Origin of the sequence: Chryseobacterium sp. Chry.R1 (genome assembly GCF_039645525.1) — a bacterium.
Taxonomy (GTDB): domain Bacteria; phylum Bacteroidota; class Bacteroidia; order Flavobacteriales; family Weeksellaceae; genus Chryseobacterium; species Chryseobacterium proteolyticum.
Genome location: NZ_CP151793.1, coordinates 331,798 through 355,302, shown reverse-complemented (window position 1 = coordinate 355,302; position 23,505 = coordinate 331,798). Strand labels below are relative to the sequence as shown.

General features: G+C 35.8%; 20 protein-coding genes. 10 read left to right on the top strand and 10 right to left on the bottom strand.

Annotation, left to right across the window (positions count from 1 at the left end; all coding sequences use genetic code 11):
* Nucleotides 1-17: 17 nt before the first annotated feature.
* Nucleotides 18-782 carry a hypothetical protein gene (locus tag AAEU33_RS01780; protein ID WP_273650664.1) on the bottom strand — a complete coding sequence of 255 codons (765 nt, stop codon included), beginning with the start codon at nt 780-782 and terminating at the stop codon, nt 18-20.
* Between the two features lie 124 nt (nt 783-906).
* Between AAEU33_RS01780 and hutH the strand changes: the two genes are divergently transcribed.
* The 4 genes from hutH (at nt 907) to AAEU33_RS01760 (ending at nt 5,007) form a co-directional block, all read left to right on the top strand.
* On the top strand, nt 907-2,394 hold the full coding sequence (gene hutH, locus AAEU33_RS01775) for a histidine ammonia-lyase (protein WP_273650665.1): 1,488 nt from the start codon (nt 907-909) through the stop codon (nt 2,392-2,394).
* Between the two features lie 10 nt (nt 2,395-2,404).
* On the top strand, nt 2,405-2,821 hold the full coding sequence (locus AAEU33_RS01770; protein ID WP_172283542.1) for a DUF2059 domain-containing protein: 417 nt from the start codon (nt 2,405-2,407) through the stop codon (nt 2,819-2,821).
* 109 nt (nt 2,822-2,930) lie between these two features.
* Nucleotides 2,931-3,377, top strand: a complete 447-nt coding sequence (locus tag AAEU33_RS01765; RefSeq protein ID WP_345990708.1) for a GNAT family N-acetyltransferase — start codon at nt 2,931-2,933, stop codon at nt 3,375-3,377.
* Between the two features lie 145 nt (nt 3,378-3,522).
* A complete protein-coding gene (locus AAEU33_RS01760; protein ID WP_345990706.1) occupies nt 3,523-5,007 on the top strand; it encodes a S8 family serine peptidase in 1,485 nt (494 codons plus the stop codon).
* Nucleotides 5,008-5,115: 108 nt separating this feature from the next.
* Here the strand turns inward: AAEU33_RS01760 and ygiD are convergent, their stop codons facing one another.
* Nucleotides 5,116-5,943: a 4,5-DOPA dioxygenase extradiol gene (ygiD, locus tag AAEU33_RS01755; protein ID WP_172283546.1), complete on the bottom strand. Its 828-nt coding sequence runs from the start codon at nt 5,941-5,943 to the stop codon at nt 5,116-5,118.
* Nucleotides 5,944-6,019: 76 nt separating this feature from the next.
* Nucleotides 6,020-6,532: a YceI family protein gene (locus AAEU33_RS01750; protein ID WP_172283548.1), complete on the bottom strand. Its 513-nt coding sequence runs from the start codon at nt 6,530-6,532 to the stop codon at nt 6,020-6,022.
* A 419-nt stretch (nt 6,533-6,951) separates the two neighbouring features.
* Between AAEU33_RS01750 and AAEU33_RS01745 the strand changes: the two genes are divergently transcribed.
* The 3 genes from AAEU33_RS01745 to AAEU33_RS01735 all read left to right on the top strand — a co-directional run bounded on the left by AAEU33_RS01745 (nt 6,952) and on the right by AAEU33_RS01735 (nt 11,312).
* Nucleotides 6,952-9,090: a DPP IV N-terminal domain-containing protein gene (locus tag AAEU33_RS01745; RefSeq protein WP_345990704.1), complete on the top strand. Its 2,139-nt coding sequence runs from the start codon at nt 6,952-6,954 to the stop codon at nt 9,088-9,090.
* Between the two features lie 37 nt (nt 9,091-9,127).
* A complete protein-coding gene (locus tag AAEU33_RS01740; protein ID WP_345990702.1) occupies nt 9,128-10,198 on the top strand; it encodes an acyltransferase in 1,071 nt (356 codons plus the stop codon).
* Nucleotides 10,199-10,286: 88 nt separating this feature from the next.
* Nucleotides 10,287-11,312, top strand: coding sequence for an LLM class flavin-dependent oxidoreductase (locus AAEU33_RS01735; RefSeq protein WP_345990700.1), 1,026 nt, complete (start codon nt 10,287-10,289; stop codon nt 11,310-11,312).
* A gap of 44 nt (nt 11,313-11,356) precedes the next feature.
* Here the strand turns inward: AAEU33_RS01735 and AAEU33_RS01730 are convergent, their stop codons facing one another.
* Genes AAEU33_RS01730 through sbcD form a run of 3 tightly spaced genes read right to left on the bottom strand, consistent with a single transcriptional unit; the run spans nt 11,357 to nt 16,100 of the window.
* Nucleotides 11,357-11,803 (bottom strand): STM3941 family protein, encoded by a 447-nt coding sequence (locus tag AAEU33_RS01730; RefSeq protein ID WP_172283556.1) that lies wholly within the window; start codon nt 11,801-11,803, stop codon nt 11,357-11,359.
* A 50-nt stretch (nt 11,804-11,853) separates the two neighbouring features.
* The gene (locus AAEU33_RS01725) at nt 11,854-14,892 is read right to left on the bottom strand and encodes an SMC family ATPase (RefSeq protein WP_345990698.1); all 3,039 of its coding nucleotides are present in this window, start codon (nt 14,890-14,892) and stop codon (nt 11,854-11,856) included.
* Entirely contained in the window at nt 14,889-16,100 is a 1,212-nt protein-coding gene (gene sbcD, locus AAEU33_RS01720) for an exonuclease subunit SbcD (RefSeq protein WP_345990696.1), read from the bottom strand. The genes AAEU33_RS01725 and sbcD overlap by 4 nt, the downstream gene beginning before the upstream one ends.
* A gap of 213 nt (nt 16,101-16,313) precedes the next feature.
* On the opposite strand from sbcD, the gene AAEU33_RS01715 reads away from it, so the two are divergent.
* On the top strand, nt 16,314-16,562 hold the full coding sequence (locus tag AAEU33_RS01715; protein ID WP_345990694.1) for a VF530 family protein: 249 nt from the start codon (nt 16,314-16,316) through the stop codon (nt 16,560-16,562).
* Between the two features lie 107 nt (nt 16,563-16,669).
* On the top strand, nt 16,670-17,170 hold the full coding sequence (locus tag AAEU33_RS01710) for a peptidylprolyl isomerase (RefSeq protein WP_172283566.1): 501 nt from the start codon (nt 16,670-16,672) through the stop codon (nt 17,168-17,170).
* Nucleotides 17,171-17,229: 59 nt separating this feature from the next.
* Here AAEU33_RS01710 and AAEU33_RS01705 read toward each other — a convergent pair whose 3' ends face one another.
* Both AAEU33_RS01705 and AAEU33_RS01700 read right to left on the bottom strand, forming a co-directional pair.
* Nucleotides 17,230-17,607 (bottom strand): YchJ family protein, encoded by a 378-nt coding sequence (locus tag AAEU33_RS01705; protein ID WP_345990691.1) that lies wholly within the window; start codon nt 17,605-17,607, stop codon nt 17,230-17,232.
* Between the two features lie 112 nt (nt 17,608-17,719).
* A complete protein-coding gene (locus AAEU33_RS01700) occupies nt 17,720-19,861 on the bottom strand; it encodes a M3 family metallopeptidase (RefSeq protein ID WP_306614575.1) in 2,142 nt (713 codons plus the stop codon).
* Between the two features lie 232 nt (nt 19,862-20,093).
* Between AAEU33_RS01700 and AAEU33_RS01695 the strand changes: the two genes are divergently transcribed.
* Nucleotides 20,094-20,909, top strand: coding sequence for a head GIN domain-containing protein (locus AAEU33_RS01695; RefSeq protein WP_345990688.1), 816 nt, complete (start codon nt 20,094-20,096; stop codon nt 20,907-20,909).
* A 3-nt stretch (nt 20,910-20,912) separates the two neighbouring features.
* On the opposite strand, the gene AAEU33_RS01690 is transcribed toward AAEU33_RS01695, so the two are convergent.
* The gene (locus AAEU33_RS01690) at nt 20,913-22,793 is read right to left on the bottom strand and encodes a monovalent cation:proton antiporter-2 (CPA2) family protein (RefSeq protein ID WP_345990687.1); all 1,881 of its coding nucleotides are present in this window, start codon (nt 22,791-22,793) and stop codon (nt 20,913-20,915) included.
* Nucleotides 22,794-22,801: 8 nt separating this feature from the next.
* Nucleotides 22,802-23,323, bottom strand: a complete 522-nt coding sequence (locus AAEU33_RS01685; protein ID WP_172283587.1) for an NAD(P)H-dependent oxidoreductase — start codon at nt 23,321-23,323, stop codon at nt 22,802-22,804.
* Between the last annotated feature and the right edge of the window lie 182 nt (nt 23,324-23,505).

The window sequence follows — 23,505 nt, the reverse complement described above, 5'->3', positions numbered from 1 at the left end:
GTATTATGTAAGATATTTTATCCATTGCTCATTTCAGTATACTCATTGACCAAAAAGCTGAAATAATCCCATTCAGCAGATTTCTTAGGATATTTTTTCATGAATTCTGCATTGTCACCAAAAAGAAAATCATAATTGTCTTCAAAGTCATCCTTATGCAGCCAAAGTACTTTATCTCCCTTTTTAATATAATAGGATTTGATTACACCACCTCCGAGCTGAGGAGAACCTCCAATTGAAAAACCTCCAGTTTCTTTGGCTCTGGGATCATAGTACACGGAGATGATTTCACTAAAATCAGGATTGATCAATTGCATCAGAAACTCTTTATCCTCTTTTTTATTTTTCAGTGATACTGTTTGATTGACAAAGTGAATTCGTTCGCCGGTTGTGTTTTTAGTTAATTTTTTAGTTCCGAAATTCCGGATATTTCCCATGTATTTAGCAACTTTTGCTATTTTTTCGACGTTGCTAGGATAGACATACATTTCGCTGATCTGCTCAGCATTGAAGATTTCGTTCTTTTTTGAAATACTGTCTTTAATAGAAACTTCGTAGATCTGTCCTTTTTTGGTTTCTATTTTACTGCAAAAACCTTTATGAGAGCTTCCATCTTTTAAAATAATAGTAGAGGTTTTTCTGGGTGATGGTGTATTAAAACCTTCGTTGAAAAGGTAAGTTTCCATCTTTTTAATTTGTTCTTTGGAGTATTTCACTTTGTCCTGTGCAAAGGAAGCTGTGCCCATAAGGCATAATGCAAATAGTAGAGTTTTAGATTTCATTGGTTATTTTTTAACGGACGTAAAAATAACAAATTAAATTACTTTCTGCCGAAAAAATTAACGCTGTGAAATTTAGCTTTTACAATAGTCGCTAAATGTGTAATTTTAAAGAAATTTTTTAGAAATGATATACGGTGTAGATATTTTCACTTTCCATGATGTATTGGAAATCTGTAAAAAACCCAATAAAGCAAAACTTAATAAAGCAGCAAAAGAACAAATTTTAAAATCCCAGAAAAATGTTCAAAAAATTGTTGAATCTGATCGATGTGTTTATGGGATTAATACGGGATTCGGTCCTCTTTGTGATACGAAAATTTCAGCTGATGAAACAGCTCAGTTACAATATAATTTAATCATTTCCCACGCAGTTGGAGTTGGAAAACCTATTGATAAAGAATTTTCAAAGATTATGATGATTGCAAAAGTTCATGCATTATCAAAAGGATTTTCCGGTGTTTCTTTAGAGGTGATTGAAAGATTGATCCTGATGTTGGAAAAAGATATCATTCCTGTTGTCCCTGAACAAGGTTCGGTGGGGGCATCCGGAGATCTTGCTCCTTTAGCTCATCTTGTTTTACCATTGTTGGGTCTTGGACAAGTTTGGGAAGGTGATGCCATCTATGAAACTTCTGAAATTTTAGAAAAACATAATCTGGATCCTTTAGCTTTAGGACCTAAAGAAGGGTTGGGGCTTATTAACGGTACCCAATTTATCCTGGCTCACGCGATCAAAGGATTGGAGAAGTTTGAATACTTATTGGACCTTGCAGATATGACTGCTGCTATGAGTCTTGAAGCTTACAGGGGCTCTGAAAGCCCCTTTAAAAAAGAACTTCACGAGATCAGACCTTTTGAAGGAAGTAAAAAAGTAGCAGCAAGAATGCTGAAATTCCTTAAGAACTCTGAAAATATGAAGGCACATGAGGATTGTGAAAGAGTACAGGATCCTTATTCTATGCGATGTGTTCCTCAGGTACACGGGGCAAGCAGAAACGCTTTTGAACACCTGAAAATGATGGCAGAAACCGAATTGAATTCTGTAACGGATAATCCGATTGTATTGAGCGCTGAGGAATCCATTTCAGGAGGAAACTTCCATGGCCAACTTATGGCTTTACCATTGGATTATGCAACTTTAGCTGCAGCTGAATTAGGAAATATTTCTGACAGAAGAAGTTATTTACTTCTGGAAGGGAAATATGGCCTTCCAAGATTATTGACAGAAAGCTCAGGACTGAATTCAGGATTTATGATTCCTCAATACACTTCTGCTGCTTTGGTTACAGAAAATAAAACACTTTGCTTTCCTGCATCAGCAGATTCTATTCCAACAAGCTTAGGACAGGAAGACCATGTTTCTATGGGAAGTATTTCCGGGAGAAAATTCAATCAGGTTCTTGGTAATCTGGTTAATATCCTATCTGTTGAATTGATGTTTGCAGCTCAGGGGCTAGAATTCAGAAGACCGGCTAAATGCTCAAAAATTATTGAAGAGAATTTCAGTATTCTTCGTTCCAAAGTAGCAAAACTGGAAGATGACAGATTAATCGGTAAAGATATGTTGGCTATTGCAGAATTAATCAATGATAGAAAGTTCATTGTGAATTAGTAGTGTGAGGATGAAGAGAATAATTGCCGTAAGTATTTTGTTTTTAGGAGTAAATACCTTTGCTCAAATAAAAGAAGCGAAAATTAAAGAACTCGTTGCTCTTACGGGAGGTGATAAACTGGCTTCCCAAGCAGTAAGTGAAAATATAGGAAAATATCAACAGGCATATCCGGGGGTACCCCGAAAATTTTGGGAAGAGTTTTCAAAGGAAATGAGTCCCGAAAAGTTTGCAGAAATTTATGTGCCGATTTACAATAAGTATTACACCGAAACGGAAATTGATGAGCTGATAAAATTCTACAATACGCCACTAGGAAAAAAAGTACTGGAGGTTATGCCATTGATTCTAAAGGAAAGTATGGAAGCCGGAAGAAAAATGGGAGAAGAAACATCCGCTGAACTCATGAAGAAAATAGATGCAGAATAAGGATATCTAAAATCTATTCTGGCATCTTCAGGATATTAAAAAAGGCTTTCTGAATGGAAGCCTTTTTTATTTTTTCAATTCGTTATCTCTTATATTTGCTGAAAAAACAATGATTATAAAAAGAGTAGATTCCTCTAATATCGATTTCCAGAATCTTGTGAAGTTCCTGGATGAAGATCTTGCTATCCGCGACGGTAAGGATCATGCTTTCTACCATCAATTCAATGGAATTGATCTCCTTAAAAACTGTATTGTAGTGTATGTAGACAATATTGCAGTTTCTTGTGGTGCCTTTAAGATCTTTTCTGAAGATACGGTTGAAATCAAAAGAATGTATACGAGCCCGATGCAAAGAGGAAAGGGACTAGCCGGAAAAGCATTAACTGAATTAGAAAGCTGGGCTAAAGAGTCCGGTTTTAGCAGATGTGTTTTAGAAACCGGAATTATGCAGCCCGAAGCGATTGCTTTATATGAAAAAATGGGTTATAAAAGAATATCAAACTACGGACAATACATTGGGATTGAAAATAGTGTCTGTTATGAAAAAGAGATATAGAAAACAAGGGTATGTAAATCCTGTTTTTACTTTATTACAGGATGATTTGAGAAAATTAATATTCGGGAAATAGTAAATTAATATTCAGGGAATTACAATTCACGATAAAGTGTTATATTGGTGATACCAATCAAAAGTATAACATATGAGAAAAAATGTATTTTACCTTTTAGTCTTATTTTTCTTTATCGTATCATGTAACAGAGAAAGTATCCAAAATGAAACTTCAGGTCTTGAAGCTTATCAGAAAGATCCTCTGACAGCAAAACAAATTAACGCGGAAATTAATCAATCCATTAAAAGCAAAGGTTCCTTCAATTGGAGCCAGACTTCAGATCACTTTCTCTGGAGTGCTGTCTTTCGTGGAAACAGGATGGTATCCATTGGATTTGGTTCTTCCAAAGATGACTTTGATAGAAGTAAATCTCCTAACAGTAATGAAATAGAGAAAGAGCTTTTATCTGTCATCAAAAAGCATGAAGGAAAAGATGAAAGAGGATTTCTTCTTCTTTCTGATCAGTATCTTAATCAGATGGATGTTGTAATTGAGAAGCAGGAAACACTTACTGAACTCAGAAAGATGAAAACTATCAGATATCTGGAGCCTGCAGATTATCATTATTTTGAATATGAAGCAGCATATAATACAAATGCAAAATCTTCAGGGAGCGGTTCTTCAGGATGTGGCTTTTCTTCAACAACACTCAACACAGCTGATTATACAAGTACAACCCCAAGTGCAAAAATTCCATGGGCTTTTACAAAACACAGTATTCCGAATGCCTGGAATTACAGTACCGGCGCGGGTATAACTATTGGTTTGATTGATACCGGAGTTTCCCCTGAGCAAACCTTGTTGGGAAATAGTTTTAATAACGGAGCATCTTCAGGAAGAACCATCAGTAAATTCGGAGTTTATAACTCAGATGGTTCAGCAGATCAGTGTGGTCACGGAACAAAAATGGCTTCTGTAATGACTGCGCCAAGAAATAATGCCGGATTACCTGTAGGGGTAGCTTATAATGCCAATCTTATCGCATACAGGGCAGCAGAAAATGTTGTGTTGGAAACCTCAAGTGAACAAACTGCTGTTAAAACTGCTTTTACTGAGTTGGGTAATAACAATAACGTAAAGATTATCTCAATGTCGATGGGACATATATTTTCTGTGGGAAAAATTGAGGATGGTGTAAAATATGCCTACTCTAAGGGAAAACTTATTTTCTGTGCAGGGGGGACGTCAACAAGCTTTACCAATTTTGTGGGGGTGATATTCCCTGCCTGGATGCCGGAGACCCAAGCAATAACAGGAGTAAAGGAAAATACTTCCAATAAAAAATGTGATGTTTGCCACTCCGGAAGTCCAATTGATTTTACATTTCAGATGGAAAGATCTTCAGGAAGTAATGTTCCGGTATTGAGCTATTATAACGGACAGTCTGACTATGTAGGAGGATCTTCTGTTGCAACTGCGGCAACTGCCGGTATTGCAGCTTTAGTCTGGTCAAAAAATCCATCATGGACGAGAGAACAGGTACTTACAAAAATGAGACAGTCTGCTACATACTATCCAAATCCGGATTCCAGTTATGGTTATGGGAATATCAATGTTCTCAACGCGGTTCAATAACTCATACAGGATAATAAAAAAAAGGAAATATCTTCGGATATTTCCTTTTTTTTATTTTTGAAAGTTACACTTAAAACCAGACTGTTTTAAAGGTAAAAATACTATAATTTATCCCACTCTTACACTTGTCATACTCAGTGACCCACCTATCAGCTCGTCATTGAATAGGCGAAGTTCTTCAGAAGAATCTTTTAATCCTAAAGTATAGATCAGAGGTAAATAATGATCTGGTGTTGGGACAGCATATTGTAAAAAAGTACCTTGTTTCTGATAGTCAATTATGTTTTGAAAATTACCATCTAGGAGCCAGTTGTTGGTTTTTTCCCTGGCTTCAATTGCCCAGTCCCAGCCCGCACCCACCGTATTGATGTTTTGCCAGTCGATCAATCTCAGATTGTGAACTATATTTCCGCTTCCGATAATTAGGATGCCTTTTTCCCGCAGTTTATTCAACCGTTTTGCGAGATCAAAATGATATTGCGGAGGTTGAGTGTAGTCGATACTCAATTGAATAACCGGGATGTTTGCATCAGGGTACATATGCTTAATTACAGACCATGCACCGTGATCTAATCCCCAATTGTGATCTTCTAATACCACCGAAGGAGCTAAAAGTTCAATAGTTTCTTTTGCCAATTCAGGACTTCCGGGAGCTGGATATTCCACATCAAACAGTGCTTTCGGAAAACCTCCAAAATCATGAATGGTTCTTGGCATATCCATAGCCGTTACGTATGTACCTTGAGTATACCAGTGAGCAGAAATACATAGAATAGCATTGGGAGCTGGAATTTCACTAGCTGATTTTCTGAACCCCTGAACAAACTGATTTTCTTCAATTGCATTCATGGGAGAACCATGACCCAGAAATAATACGGGCATTCTCTCTGTGTTATTGAAATGGTCACTGATGTTTTGTAAATCGTTGAGGTTCATAATGGGGTTTTTAAAAAAGAAAAAGGTTCAAGGTTTTTAGAAATCCCTGAACCTGATTATAAGTATTATGATACAATTATGCTTGCTTTACAAACTGTAGTTCACCAGCTACTTTTACCTCATCGCTCACCATTACACCTCCTGCTTCAAGAGCTGCATTCCAGTTTAAACCGAAGTCTTTTCTGTTGATTTTTCCTTCAAAAGAAAAACCAGCTTTTGTATTACCCCATGGGTCTTTATTGATACCCCCGAAATCTACATCCAAAGTTACAGGCTTTGTGATTCCATTGATCGTAAGATTTCCGGTTATATCTCCATTCAATGCCTGAGACTCAAACGTAATGGTTGGGTTTTGCTCAGCATTGAAAAATTCTTCAGACTTTAAATGGTTATCTCTGTCTACATTGTGTGTTGAAACAGAATTGGTTTGAATCGTTGCACTGGTTTTAGCATTAGAAAACGTATCATCATCAGCTTCGATTTCTGCATTGAAATTAGTGAAGCTTCCTTTAATACTGGAAATCATCATGTGTTTTACTTTGAAAGTAATTTCACTGTGTGCCGGGTCTAAATTCCATTTTGTTGCCATTGTGTTGTATTTTTTATTTGTTATTTATATTGCAAATGTACATGAAGGCTTAAGTAGAAACCATTGATATAGGATAAGAAATGAAGTTTCTTTTGGAGCTGTTTCCCGCTATCCATTTTTACTCCTCGCTCCAATTCTGTTCCATACCCTTGCTGCGGGGTAATCATTACTATCGGGGCTATTGTTATCTATCAAGATATTTTTCACAAAAAATAAATCCGATATCATGCTTGTGAATTGAACTTATAGAACTTTTTTTCTATTCTTATTCATAATCGTATTACTCCTTCATTAATTTCCATATTAAGGTAAGAAATTATTCACTTAACATGATTATATCATTTTATGAATGTTTTTAATTTAACATTTCTTAACGGCTGACTTTTATTTCTTATTTTTGATGGATTCAATTTTATATAATGAAATTACATAAGTTTACTTTACTGATGGTGGTTTTGGGCGGTTCTTTATATGCTCAGACCCAAAAATTTACAATGGCGGAGGCTGTAAATGGGCTAAGAACAAATCTGGCAGTTAAAAATATTTCTCAATTTTCATGGTCTGAAGATGGCAAATCATATATTCAGGCCGTAAAAGGTGGGTATTTAATTACGGATTTAAAAAACAATAAGCAGGATACCCTTATTTCATTGAATCAGCTAAACAAACAATTCTCTTCAAATAAGCTGAACGCGGTTCCACAGATTAAGTTTATCAATAATACCAATGCATATTTTAATGCCAATGACCAAATGTTCTGGGTGGAAAAATCCGGAAACGACTGGAAGGTAAAAAAGACTTCGGCACTGAATGAAAATGCTGCCAATGTAAAGGTTTTTGGGGATAATCAGACCGTGGCTTACACCGTAAAGAATAATCTTTATATTAACAGAAACGGAAAATCTGTTGCCGTAACCAATGATGCTGATGAAAATATCATTAACGGTCAGGCCGTTCACAGAAATGAATTTGGTATTGATACAGGAATTTTTCCAGCTCCTAATTCAGAATCTGTAGCTTTTTACAGAATGGATCAGACCATGGTTGCAGATTATCCCGTTATCGATTGGTCTGTAACTCCTGCGGTGAATCATAATATAAAATATCCTATGGCTGGGAATACCTCTCATCAGGTAAGTCTTGGTGTTTATAATATCAAAAATCAGTCTACAACTTTTTTAAAAATTGACGGAGAAAAAGATCAGTACTTAACAGCGGTTACCTGGAGCCCGGATTCTAAATATATTTTTGTGGCTGTTCTGAACCGGGGACAGAATCATATGAAAATGAATCAGTATGATGCCGAAAGCGGAAATCTTGTAAAAACATTATTTGAAGAAACAAATGATAAATATGTGGAACCTCAGCATCCGCTTGTGTTTTTTCCTAAATCCAACACTGATTTTATCTGGCAAAGTCAACGAACAGGATACAATCATTTATTTCATTTCAACTTGGAAAAAGGGTTGATTGCCCAGATTACAAAAGGAGATTGGTTGGTTACGGATATATTGGGCTTTAATGAAAAGAAAAAGGAAATATTTTTTGTTTCAACAAAAGAAACCCCTCTTGAAAGACATTTGTATAAGATCAACTGGACAAACTTTAAAATGCAGAGACTGGATGATGCGGAAGGAATGCATACAGGAATCCTGAGCAGTGATGGAAACTATGTATTTGATGTCTATACCAATGCCAATACACCCAGAGTAGGGAATATTATTAATACAGCCACTTTAAAATACAATAATGTTTTCACCTCTGAAAATACATTAAAGAACTATCAGCGCCCTGAAATCAAAAATGTGAATTTGAAAGCGGATGACGGAACTCCTTTATACGGAAAGATTATTCTTCCGACGAACTTTGATCCTAATAAAAAATATCCGGTGATTGTTTATTTATATAATGGTCCTCACCTACAGCTGATTACCAATTCTTTCCCGGCTTCAGGAAATCTTTGGTATGAATATATGGCACAAAACGGATATATTATTTTTACTATGGATGGAAGGGGATCTTCAAACCGGGGATTAAAATTTGAGCAGGCCGTGTTCAGAAATCTGGGGACTACTGAAATGAATGATCAGATGAAAGGAGTTAATTATCTGAAGTCGCTACCTTATGTAGATGCGGAAAGAATGGGGATACATGGATGGAGCTTTGGTGGATTTATGACTACAAGCTTTATGCTTCGTCAGCCTGACGTATTTAAAGTAGGAGTTGCAGGTGGGCCTGTTATCGATTGGAAGATGTATGAAATTATGTATGGTGAAAGATATATGGATACTCCGCAGGAAAATCCGGATGGATATGCAAAAGCAAACCTCTTGGACAAAGTCCAGAATCTGAAAGGTAAACTTCTTATGATCCATGGAGCACAAGATGATGTGGTAGTTTGGCAGCATTCTATTAAATTTATTAAATCTGCGGTAGATAACGGGGTTCAGCTTGATTACTTTGTATATCCTGGTCATCCTCATAATGTAATAGGAAAAGACAGGGTACATTTGATGCAAAAGATTACCGATTATTTTGATCAGAACCTGAAAAAATAATCAAATTAACATACTAAAAACCACTTATTACAGTAGAATGAACTTTGAAAAAGGTAAGAGGATTCATTTTCATACTTTCGATTCACTAAGGTTTCTATCTTTTTTGCTGGTCTTTATACAGCATGCTCCTGTTCCGGAGGGTAGTATTTTACGGTATTTTTCGAGAGGAGAAGTAGGAGTTTCTTTTTTCTTTGTATTAAGTGGTTTTCTGATTACGTACATTTTGATACTTGAAAAATTAAATAATCAGACAATTCCGCTTAAAAAATTTTTTAAAAGAAGAATCTTAAGGATATGGCCATTATATTATGCAATGGTCATATTTGCTTTTTGTACACCATATATCATTAATTTTTTTCACCTGCCTTTTTCAAATAAGGGATATGAACCCAATTGGCTCCTTACGATTACATTTCTTGAAAATTACAAAATGATGTCTACGGGGATGCTTGCCAATGTTTCTCCGTTGCCGGTGATCTGGTCTCTTTGTGTAGAAGAGCATTTTTATATCATTTGGGGATGCATTATGTATTTTATTTCTTTAAAAAATATTCCGAAGCTTATTGTAGTTTGCATCTTCATTTCTTTTGTATCAAGGATTATTTATCACATATTAGGTATCAGTTCACTGGATATATTTACCAACATCAGTTATTTTGCTTTTGGTGCTATTCCTGCCTATCTGTTTGTTTTTAAAAAGCATATCATTAGAAAATTGAGCATGATTCCTTCAATATATAAATATCTTTATTTTTTTATAGTTATTCTTGCCATAGCACTGCTTCCCGATATTATTTTCTTTAAACATATTCAGATAGGAATTATCATTTTTGGGATATTATTCTCTGTACTCATTTTATTTACATTAGGAGACCGGAATGTATTTAAAATCTCCGACCGTTCTATTTTTGGAAGACTTGGAAAGTATACTTATGGTCTTTATCTTATACATACAATTTGCCTGGTCTTATTCGATAGAATCGGGAAAAGATATGATCTAAGTAATTATACAGTAATAATATCGGCACTTCTTTTCACCATATTTCTGGCCTATCTCTCTTATCATCTTTTTGAAAAGCAGTTTCTGAAACTTAAAAAATCAGTTTAATTTATTTTCTCTGCTTTTCGATCTTACCATTGATCAATGTTTTTGATTTTTGATTCCTGTAATTTTGATGTAAATAAAAAAATACAATATGGAATTAGGAATTGGAATGTTTGGCGACTTAGCTTTTGACCAGACAACAGGAAAATATAAAGATGCAGGAGTAAAGATCAGAGAAATTCTTGAGCAGGTAAAACTAATGGATGAGGTAGGAATTGATGTTTTTGCCATGGGAGAGCATCACCGCCCGGATTATGCAGTATCATCTCCGGAAATGGTTCTGGCAGCAGCGGCAAGTATTACAAAAAATATTAAATTGGCTAGTGGTGTTACTGTTTTAAGTTCATCAGAACCTGTAAAAGTGTATGAAGATTTTTCAACATTGGATCTGATCTCTGACGGTAGGGCTGAAATATTTGTCGGAAGAGGAAGTTTTATAGAATCTTTTCCTCTTTATGGATATTCTCTTAATGACTATGATCAACTTTTCGATGAGAAATTGGAATTGTTATTAAAAATTAATTCTGAAGAGAATGTTACGTGGTCTGGAGAACTTCGTGCACCTATGCACAATCAGACTGTATATCCAAGGGCAAAGAATGGAGGAAAGCTTCCTATATGGAGAGCCGTGGGAGGAACTCCGCAATCGGTTCTAAGCGCAGCAAAATTAGGAATGCCATTAATTTTGGCTATTATTGGAGGAATGCCGATACAGTTTAAAAATCTCGTGGAATTTTACAAACAGGAATATCAAAAAGCAGGACATGATGTTTCCCAGATGCAGATTGCTATTCACTCTCATACTTTTGTGAGCGATGACCAAAAGGTTATTGATGGCTATTTTCATACTTACAAATCACAGATGGACAGAATAGGGGCATCGAGAGGATGGGCTCCCTATACCAAAGCACAATATGATGGTGGGAGAAGCAAAGAAGGAGCTTTATTTATTGGAAGCTCGGATGAGGTATATGATAAGATTGCTTATATGAAGGAGATTTTTGGTATCACCAGATTTGTGGGACATATGGATGTTGGGGATCCGGAGCATAACGTGATGATGAAATCAATAAAATTGTTTGGTAAGGAAGTGCTTCCGAAGGTCAAGCTATTATAAAAAGAAACTCCATTGAATTTTCAATGGAGTTTTTATTTTTTAGTCTAGGAATTTACAGAATTTGTTTTATAGTCATTCATAATTTCTGCCAGCTTTCCGGCAGACATTCCGTAAGTATCCGGAAAAGCTCCTGTCCTCGATTTTAGTTTGGAAATATCTATGTACTCAGAATCAAAATCAATCATTACCATATTGTTAATAAATATTCTTTTAGTAGAAAAGCCATTAATAACATGCCAGGGGATGAAAGTCGACCTGAATAATGATCTCATCTCAAATCCCTTTCGGTCAACCCTTAAATAAGAAGAATTAGGAATAAGCATGATGACATTCACAATTACACAAAGCCCGAAAAAGATAATATTAGCAAGCCCAATCCAAAGATTGGTGGTAACAATATAAAAGCCCATAATTACAAACAGTAAACTAATGATCAAAAGTATACTTTGCTTAAGCTTGCTGGGATAAAAAGTCACGGGAAGTTTCTCCATAATATTTCAAAAGTCAAATGTACTGCAAAAGGACTCAATAAACCTATATTTTAAAGCATTTCTATCAAACTTCCACGTTCCTCGTCTTTAACAATACTAAGTGATACCGGAATTTTTTCTTTAAGCTCTTCAACATGCGATATAATTCCAACAATCCTGTTTTCCTTTTGCAGTCCCATCAGTGTTTCAAAAACAATATTTACAGATTCCAGATCCTGGGTTCCAAAACCTTCATCTATAAAAAAGAAATTTTTATCAGCTTTTGTAGTAGCCTGTACACTTTCCGCCAATGCCAGTGCCAGGCTCAGAGATACCTGAAAAGCCTGTCCGCCGGATAAAGTTTTTACACTTCTCGATTTACCCTCGTTTAAATAATCAATAATTTCAAAATCATTGTTGTCATTAAGCTGCAAGCTTAGTTGATTTCTGGTCATTCTGTGGAACCTTACATTGGCATGATCACAAAGCTGTCTAAGATAGATGGAGGAAACATATTGAACAAATCCGGCTCCTTTAAACAGATTGGTCATTATTTTTAGATTATCGGACCGCTTTTGGAGTTCACTCAGGTTTTTAAGTAATGTCTCCTTTTTCTTATATTCTTTTTCCAGTCTTTCAATTTCGGAAGTTACTTTTACAACAGAATCATTAGCTTCCTTTAATTGCAGTTCAATGTCTTTAAATTGTTTCTCGGCAGCTTCAAATACCTCCTGATCATAAGAAAAATCCTTCAGCTTGATCTCCAGCTCTTGTATACCGTTTTTTAATGTTTCAAACTGAATACGGAATTGTTGGATTTGAGTCCTTGTTTTATGAACATCAATTTCGATCATCAAAATATTTTGGACGTCAGTAAGCAAACCAAAGCCTTGTTGCTGTAAAGCAACTTGTAATGCCTCTTCATTTAAGGATGTTTCTTTTGTTAATTCAGAAATTCGGATTTTTAATTGGCTCGCAATCGCTTTTTCTTCCGCGAGTCTGGGGACGATTTCTTTTTCCCGGTTGATTAAGGCTTGATATTCTTTTTCAACTGTCAGATTGGATTCAATTAATTTTTGGTGAAGCTTCATAACTTCTAAATGAGATTTATCCCGATAATCATTCCAGTCCAGACTCTTCAGATTGGATTGGTTCGTTCTGATCTGCTCCTCCTTCTTAGCCTCTTCTAGTTTGAATTCATCTAAAGCTTTTTTATATTTTTCAAGGATTTCCTGCTCTTTTTCAAAGGTTGTCCTTTCGTGTAAGATCTTCTGGTTAATTTCTTCAATTTGCTTTTCTATGGCAAAGGATTGTTGCCGTTTAAATTCGAAATCAGTTTCACGATCAGCACTAAATTCGTTCCATATGAATCTTTGAACATGGAGTTGACTTTCCTTTTGAAGCAGATCGAAAGATTCCTGTTCCGCCTTCAGCTGATCTTCAAAGATCTTTTTTCTATCCAGAATCTTCTCAATTTCTGCTATTTCTTTTTGGATTTTGGAAATAGCATGATCATTTAATTGAATTTCTTCCTGAACTTCATTAAGCTCAGTATCTACATAATGAAATTCGATAATATGAGGATGTTCCAGAGAGCCACAAAGAGGGCAGCTCTCCCCATCATGGAGCTTTGTTGCAAAACGGGATAATTCTTTCTGAATCTTCAGGTGATCCAGTTTTTGCTGCAGATTTTTCCTTTTATTTTCTAAATTTTCTGTTTTGAGTTGGAAATCTTCTCTGAAATTTTCAGTATCAATTTTGTAAACTTTCAGATCATTAAGGATCTTAGAGATCAAATCCTGTTGATCCATCAGTTTTTGGCTTTGTTTCTGTTGCAGCTCTCTCAGGTTTCTGTTCTGGACAAACCAATTTCCGACGCTGACTAATACATTAGCCTCGATCTTTTGAGGCTTCAGCCTATCAGCTTCTTTAGTAAGGGTATTTATTGCTGACTGTCCAAGCTTTTGTTTCTCCTCAACTTCGAGAACTTTTTTAGCACCCTTTTGTGTTCTTTCCCGAAGTGTCTTAATTTCTTCGGAAAATTGTAGCATCCGTAAGATAAGGCCAAGATCATTTTCCTGGATTTTTGATTGATCTAAAGCATCAAATTGAGGTTGAAGAGCAACAAGCTTTTCTTTGATAAGGTTAAAGCTTTTTTCCGTTTCTTCAACAGACTTTGTCCGGATTTCCAACTCCTTTTGTCTCTCAGAAATTTCACCGGAAAGCTTCTTCTTTTCATTCAGTAAAGGATCGAAAATACGAAAGGTTGTATCATAAAGATCTGTTTTCTTTTCCAGCTCATCAATTTTTACTTTCTCAGTTGAAATCTTTTCAAAATCTTCTTTTTTTTGACGTAAGTTTTCGAAGTCTGTTTTTAAAATTTTTAGCTGTTGATATTTTTCAGAAACTTGCAGGTGCTCTTTTTTTACGTCACTGAATTTTTGTTGTTCTGTTTTAAGATTTTCTTTTTGTAAACGTATGTGTTCCTCATCAATTTCCTCAAATCCTTTCAATTCACCCTGAAGCTGATCTAGTTCGGACCTGTTTTTGGCATTTAAATTCGAAACATTGTTTTGCAGGTCAAACCTTTGAAGATTGAAAATCTCTTTCATCATATTGGTTCTGTCTGCAGCACCTAATTCAAGGAACTCTTTAAACTGACCCTGAGGGATAATGATGGTTCTTTTAAAATTGGGATAGCTTAATCCGATAACTTTTTCCGCATCAGAATGATCGAGAGGGATCCATTTTCCATCTTTGTTTTCATAAAAAGTAACTGAAGAGGGTTTTACATCTTCAAATTTTTTTGAATTTCTTTTAAAATCCCTGGTTGCACGAAATAACTTATTTTCATGGTTGACGAAATCGAATGCTATATAAGAACTGTTGGATTTGAGATTCATCATATTGTAAGCTCGCCTATCCCGCATATTCAATCGTTCTGTTTCTCCATACAGAGCAAAAGAAATAGCTTCCAGTATCGATGATTTTCCGGAACCCACCGAACCAAAAATTCCAAACAACCCGGCTTCTGTAAGGTTGGCAAAATTAATGGTCTGACGCTCCTGATAGGAATAGAGTCCTTCTATTGTTAGTTGAATTGGAATCATGACTGGGAATTTAAGATTTCGTTAAACAGGTTCATTAGTTCTTCATTAGCTTCCTGGCCAGCATTTTTAGACCTGAAATAATCTTTGAATAAAGTTTGTATATCCTGATTGAGATTAATTTCGTGCGGTTGGCTTTCACTAAAATCCTGATTTTTTACTTTAGGGATTAAGTGGATGATCCCTTGATGAGATTGGTAAATACGTTTTCTGTCCTCCGCCTTTAAAAAAGTATCGCTTTCCAGGGTTAATTCGATCAGCATATCGGGATTTTCAAGCAACCATGAAACCGTCTTTTCGACAGAATCAAAAACCTTTCTTACCAATGGCTTGCCGGTTTTTAAAGCGATTCTTTCATAAGAAACCTCTTTACCCGGTTCTGCTTCGATGATATTTACATATTTTGTTTGCCCTGCTTCACTAAAACTATAGCATAAAGGTGAAGAAGAATAAACAACAGGTTTTTCTTTTGTTCCGATATTTTGAAAATTGTGTAGATGTCCTAAGGCCGTATATTGAATCTGGTCAGGAATAATATCTGAATAGATGAGGTCCGCGGCACCAATTTTAATGGGTTTCTCACCTTCGGGCTCTTCCAGAAGTTCTGCACCTCTTTTATTCATGTATAAATGAGCGCATAAAATATTAACACCATTCTCATCGCAAAATTCTTCTGCGAGCTTTTTCCAGCTTTCCGCTAAAATTTTATTAAGTTCTTCCTCTTTATTTTCACCAAAATATTCTTTTAACCGGATCTCATTGGCATAGGGAGTATGCATGATCCGAACAGGAAAGCTTATGTCCTTTAGGTGTAATTCAATCAATCCTTCAGCTGAATTTGAAATTTTAAAATTTTCTAATTCAAAGGGAGTTACTTTAGCCTTTGGATGACCTATTAAAATAATTCCACATTCTCTTGCAAGTGGATCCGGTGCATCAATTAAATTCGGAGAATCATGATTTCCAGAGATCGCAACGACCGGGCGCTTTCCATTTAATGATAAACGTTTTAAAGTCTTGTAAAACAACTCGACTGCTTCAACACTTGGGTTAAAATTGTCAAAAAGATCTCCGGCAACAATTATGAGATCTACTTTTTGGGCATCAGCTATCTGAACAATCTCATCCATTACCTGAACTTGTTCTTCCAGACGTGAAAACCGATCCAGACGTTTTCCTAAATGCCAGTCGGCAGTATGCAGAATTTTCATATCTCAAATGTAAGAAACAAAAAAGGGAAAGAGAAATTTAGAAAGAAATTCTATAATTTGAACAGGTTGATCTTACTTTTTTAGTAGAGGGGGCTGATTACAAAATTATTTCTATTGTAAATTATGTCCCCGAATTAATGATTCATATAAAAGGTAGGTCAGGAATCCTCTTTCAAAATCTCACAGTATTATTAGTACTTTTGTAAAAAAAAGATGGAACAATCCAAAGACCCGCTGCACGGAAAAAGACTGGATACAATTCTGGAAGAACTTGTGGAATATTATAACGGATTTGAGAAGCTTGGGGAACAAATTAACATCAAATGTTTTACGGATAATCCGAGTATCAGCTCTTCTCTGAAGTTTTTAAGAAAAACGGACTGGGCAAGAGCTAAAGTTGAAAGTCTGTATCTCTTTGTATTGAGGCAGAAAAAAAGGGATCAGACAAGGAATAAAAACTAGAAAAACTCAATATGGATTGAAGATTTTCTCAGTACTTTTTCTGTAAATCAAAAGTAGTATATTTGTGCTGTTAATCGTGAAAGGACTCACGAAAAAAAGATAAAAATATGACAATCGAAAACAATCATGTTGTAGCTGTAAGTTATATACTTCACACTATCGAAGAAGACGGAAGTAAAATTCTTGTAGAAGAAACAACAGCAGAAAACCCACTTACATTTTTACACGGTGTAGGAATGATGATTCCAAAATTTGAACAAAATATCCTTGGTTTGAAAGCTGGTGATAAAGTATCCTTTACTATTCTTCCTGAAGAAGCTTATGGTGAAAGACAACCGGATGCCATTGCACAATTACCGATTGACATGTTTAAAGAATCCGGTGTACCTCCTGTAGGAGCTATTTTACCTTTGTCCGATAATCAAGGGAATAATTTTCAGGCATTGGTAGTAGAAGTTACTCCAGATGTTGTAATTGCAGATCTTAACCACCCTATGGCTGGAAAAGTATTAGATTTTCAAGTGGAAATTTTAAATACACGTCCAGCTACGGAAGAAGAGTTATCACATGGCCATTCTCATGGGATCGACGGAACAGATGTTCACTAAAAAATAAAAATGTCCGATTTTTCGGACATTTTTTTTATAATCAGTTCAGCTAAGTATTTTTAATCTAAAAATTCTCCGGAAACATAGTACCATCGATCGTGCATTTTCTGGAAAACAGAAAATTCATGATGAACTTGTGGATTTCCATCCTGATCAATGTAGTGGGCTTTAAATTCTACATGGTTTAAAGCAGGTGTCCGGATAATTTCAAGTTGTATCCATTCATTAATCTCTCCCCATTCCTGCAGATCTTTTTTATTGTGGTATTTACGTTTTCCGGGTAGAGTAGTTTCCATCAGATATTCACCATTTGGGATTGCAAAAGCCGAAAATCTGGAGCGCATTAATGCTTCAGCAGTTGGAGCATGCTTCTCTCCGGTGTGATAGGGTTTGCAACATTCAGCGTATAATTTACCCGAACAACATGGACAATTCATTTTTCAATTTTTTAAAATACAAAAATCACGATTTTTTATCATAATACCACAAATTTTACATTATGTATTTTACAAATAAAAAGCATTCAAATTAATGAATGCTTTTCAATTATTATTTAATAAACCCTCTGTTTCTCAATAAAGGTTTTATATCCGGATCATGTCCTGTAAAATCTCTGAATGCCTGGTTCAGGTCTACAGAGTTTCCTACAGAAAGAATGTATTTCCTGAAACGGTCTCCATTTTCTCTTGTTAAGCCGCCATTATTTTTGATCCATTCCCAGGCATCATTATCTAATGTTTCAGACCATAAATAAGCATAATATCCCGCTGAATATCCACCACCCCAGATGTGCGCAAAATAAGGTGTATGATATCTCGGTGGAACAGTAGCCAGATTAAATCCATGCTTGGCAAGGGATTGTTTTTCAAACTCCAGGACAGGAATAAGCTGACTTTCATTTGTTACTGTGTGCCAATCCATATCCAGTTCTGCTGCCGAAACCAATTCGGTAGTCATGTACCCCTGATTAAAAGTTCCCGCTTTTTTGATCTTATCAACCAATGCTTGTGGGATAGGTTGCTTAGTTTCATAATGAAGGGCATAGTTTTTCAGAATAACAGGATCCAGAGCCCAATGTTCATTAATCTGTGAAGGAAATTCTACAAAATCTCTAGGGACATTAGTTCCGGAAAGAGAAGGGTACTTCTGGCTTGCAAACATTCCGTGTATTGAATGTCCGAATTCATGGAACATGGTAGAAACATCATCATAACTGATCAATGAAGGTTTACCGGGTGCCGGTTTCTGGTAATTGTAGCAATTTACAATCACAGGTTTTGTTCCTAAAAGGTAAGATTGCTCAACAAAGTTACTCATCCACGCACCTCCGTTTTTAGAATCTCTTGTGTAAAAATCAAGATAATAAATGGCAATTGATTTGCCGTCGTGGTCAAAAACCTCATATGTTACGACATCAGGATGATAGGTTGGGAGGTCAGTTCTTTTTTTGAACGTAAGCCCATAGAACTTTTCGGCAGCATAAAAAACTCCTTTTTCTAAAACTGTGGTTACTTCAAAATAAGGTTTGATTTGATTTTCATCCAGATCAAATTTTGCTTTTCTTACCTGTTCTGCATAGAAATTCCAATCCCAAGGCTCTACTTTAAAGCCTCCTTTTTGCTGATCGATAAGGTCCTGGATATCTTTTGCTTCACGTCTTGCAGTTTCTACTGCTGGAGTTGCAATCTGATTCATCAGTTTAGTAGCTGCTTCCGGCGTTTTAGCCATCTGATCCTGGAGTTTCCATTCTGCAAAGCTTTTTTTACCAAGGATCTGGGCTTTTTTAAGTCTTAGTTTAGCTAGTTTTTCAATAGTTTCCCTTGTGTCATTGGCATCTCCTTTTTCAGCTCTCAACCATGAAGCCTTGAATAGTTTTTCACGGGTAGCTCTGTTTTTAAGATTCTGTAATAGCGGTTGTTGTGTTGTATTTTGTAATGCTAATAAATACTTGCCGGGTTGTCCTGCTGTTTTTGCATCCGCTGCTGCTGCTTCAATTTCATCAGCAGAAAGGCCATCAAGTTCCTTTGCGTCCGAGAAGAAAACACCTCCCTGCTTTCTTGCTTCCAGTAATTTATTGGAGTATTGAGTGGAAAGCGAGGCCAGTTCCTGGTTTACCTGTTTTAATTTTTCTTTATCCGCCGCAGAAAGATTAGCACCAGCGATCTCAAAATTCTGCTTATAATATTGTAATAATCTCTTACTTTCAGAATCTAAACCATCCTCTTTAATAGATTGTATTCTTTTGTAAAGATTGTCATTAAGATACATTTTATCAGAGTGCGCTGCAAAAACCGGGGCGTATTCTTCATCCAGTGATTGTAATGTGGGATTCGTATTTGCGCTTGTTAAATTCGAAAATACAATCAGGGCTCTTTTTAATACCTCCCCGCTTTTCTCCAAAGCGACAATTGTATTTTCAAAAGTAGGCGTTGCCGGATTGTTTGCAATTTTAACAATTTCAGCATCATGCTGTTTTAATCCAAAATCAAAAGCAGGTTTAAAATCTTCATTCTTAATCTTATCAAATTCCGGAGCTTCGTACTGAAGCTTACTTTTTTTCATAAATGGATTTGAAGAAAGAGAAGAATCTGGTACAGGAACTTCCTGTTGAGTATCGGTTTTTTTCATTGTAGTACAAGAGTAGTTAAATGCCAAGGCAGAAATTAATAATACCGATGAAATATTTTTCATAAAATTACTTATTATTGAAGCATAAAGATATTAAAAACTAAACTATAATAGCTGCTTTCCGGTAAAGTCTTTCCTGAAAATAACATGGTCGCAGAATTTAAATCAAAAATATAAGATTTTACCTTTGGTCAGTTTTAGGAATGTAATTAACTAAACAGTTGTAATATTTTTTATACTTTAGTTGTTATTAATATAAAAGAATACCAAAACTTAAATTAAAAAATTAATACATATGAAAACGACGACTCTTTTTATTTTTTCAACTTTAATAGCAGTGTCTGCATGTAATGAAAAATATGACAGGAAAAACAAGGAAAAAAGTGATTGGGTTTCAAAGGTAGTGGACAAAGGAAGCGGCCCTATCAGAGAGAAAGAATTTAAAGGCGAGTTCGATGAAATTGAGGTTTCTCAGGCTATTGATGCTGAGATTATAAAATCTGAAACTGAAAGAGTAGTGATCTCTGCACCAGAGAATCTTATTGATGAAATCCTTGTAGATAATACGGGTGGGAAACTTCATATCCATTATAAACCGGGAATCAGAGTGATGAATCAAAATAATGTTACCGCTAAAATTTATGCCAAGGATTTTACCAAGCTTGACGCAAATTCTGCCGGAAAAATCACAGTTAAAGATAAATTTACCCAGGAGAAAACGGATATAGAAATTTCCAGCGCGGGAAGTGTTACCGGAGATCTGGAAGCGAATAATTTTGAAATTTCAGCGGGTAGCAGCAGTAGTTTTGAAGGAAAAATCTGGGCTATTGACTTAGAAATTGATGCTTCTTCAGCTGCAAGCATCTCATTAACGGGGAAATCTAAAAATGCAAATATTACATCCTCTTCAGGAAGCAGCGTATCTGCAGAGCAGGTTCTTGCAGAAAATGTAAAAGCAGAAGCTTCCAGCGGAGCAAGCGTAGAGATAAGCGCTACATCCAAAATAGATGCTAATGCGTCTTCAGGCGGAAGTATCGATGTTCACAAAAAAGGAAATGTAACTTCTGTAAATAAAGAAGAGAGTAGTGGAGGAAGCGTTAATATACACTAGGTATTAATCTTCAGTATCCTCTTCTTCTTCAACGGATGAGGCACCTTCCCAATCTTTATTATCGAAACTAAGATTATCAAATGCCAATAGCTCCTCCTCTCTTTGGAGGAGTTCTTTTGTCGTAAACAGGAGCAGTTCATCTTCTTCTTTTATTTTTGCCAGCCTTCTGATAGATGCTTTATCTATGGCCATAAATCTCTGTCCGAGACGTCTGGCAGCATATTTTCTCATGCCTGTTTCATGAAGAACGTCTATAGCCATGTCTACAGCTGTGCCCAATGTTTCTCTGTAAATTTTATCAACACCTTTATTGAGATAGCTGTATGCATCAATTCTGTTTTTAGCTCTTACAAAAATTTTCACATCGGGATAATGCTCCCGGACAAGATCAGCAATAAACATATTATCATTAGGATCATCAAGGCAAAGGACCAGTATCTCGGCATCTTCAATTCCTGCTGCACGTAAAATCGGAATACGGGTTGCATCACCATAATAGACCTTAAAGCCATAGCTACGCAACAATTTCACCCGATCAGAATCTCTGTCCAAAACAGTCGCTGAAATCTTATTGGCTTTTAAAAGCCGTCCTACCGTACTTCCAAAGTGGCCGAACCCAACAATAATAATTTTCTTTTGTGCAACATCGCTCCCCAGAATATCAAAATCGTGATCAGTATCCGGTTCTTCTTTGATAAATTTAGGTGTGAAAAATTTGTCATTTACAATCAGAAGAAAAGGAGTAATACACATTGTAATGGCTGTTACTGCCATAAGTTGGTCATTTAATTCAGGACCGAGTAGGTAAAGATCAGATGCGTAATTTATAAGGACAAAAGCAAACTCTCCGACCTGAGAAAGGGCAAACGCATAAAACAGACTTTGAGGAGTGTCTATTTTAAAGAATTTTCCGATAGCATAGAGAACTATAAACTTTACGATCAAAACTGCAAAAACAGTACTGAATATAAATAAAGGATCATCCTGGATGATATTGAAATTCATCGTTGATCCTACACTGACAAAGAAAACCGCGAGCAATAAACCTTTAAAAGGGTCGATCTGTGCTTCCAGTTCATGTCTGAATTCACTGTTTGCAAGCATGACGCCTGCAAGGAAAGCACCCAATGCCGGAGACAGACCAATGGCAACCATAAGTTCGGCAACTCCGATAACAAGAAATAGGGAAGAGGCTGTTAACAATTCGGTCATTCCGGATTTCGAAACATATCTTAAGAAAGGAACAAATACATACCTTCCCAACAGAATAAGGATTGCTACTCCAAAAAGTACCGTTGCAGCCTGTAGCCACTCAGGAAGTTTCTGAATAATCACCTGTATTTCATTGTTATGGTTTCTTGGTTTATAATGTGCTATTACAGGCAGTATGGCCAGAATGGGAATTACAGCAATATCCTGAAATAATAAAGTGGAGAAAGAGGCTTCTCCTGCTGTTGTTTTGAGGTTGTTCTTTTCCTGTAAGGTCTGCAATACAATAGCAGTAGATGACAAAGCGAAACACATTGCTACAGCAGTAGCCTGGTCTGCTCTCCATCCAACACTGATGAAAACCAGAATGAGCAGGGAGATGGTGAGAACCATTTGGGTTAATCCCAATCCTATAATCTTTTTCCGCATTTCCCAGAACTTCCTGGGTTCCAGTTCTAATCCTACTAAAAATAAAAGCATGATTACGCCAAACTCACTCGCATGCATGATATCATTGACATTCTTGCCTGTGAGCTTAAGTACGTAAGGGCCAATAATGATTCCTCCTGCAATATATCCAATGACGGAGCTTAACCCAAATTTCCTGGCAAGTGGAACCATAATAATGGCTACACCCAGAAAAAGTAACGTGTTAATTGCTAAAGAAGATTCCATATATTATTTCATTGATTCAATAGTTCCATAAACTCTTTTTTATGAAGAATAATTTCCTTTTTCGTAAGCTTATTGGCTTCATAAACGATTTTAATATTTTTGATATTGGCTTTAAAAACATTTAAAGAAACAATTAATCCACTGATCAGCTCGTCAATCGTGTACTGATATGTTCCTGTTTTGGTAAAAGACCGTTCTTTCCCTCCTGTTGTTACCAGAATATATACTTCTTTGCCTTCAAGGGGATTATATTCCCCTTCTTTAAGCCAGTCGCGATCAAAAACCTCATCAATCCATAATCTTAACAAAGGAGGCATTCCAAACCAGATAATGGGAAACTGAAAAATAAAACGGTCATAATTTTTCAGCCGTTTTCTTTCTCTAAAGGCAGCAATGTGAAAATCCGGATAATCTTCATAAAGATCACGAAGCGTGAAATGCTGATGACGAACATAGAAATTGATAAGCTCTACATTCGAGTTTGAATGTTCCAGATAAGGATGTGCAAAAACCACCAATGTCTTTTTCATAATCCTGTTTTCAGTAAATATATTAAAAAATTAATAGAAAAACGATAGTTTTTAAGAGGTTTTGTTAATTTATTAATACAAAAACTTAAATTTTTTATTAAAATAAAGCAATAAAATGTTCTTATTTTAGTGTTTTAAATAAAAAAAATCAGTCATTATATGGCTGATTTTATATTTTGTTA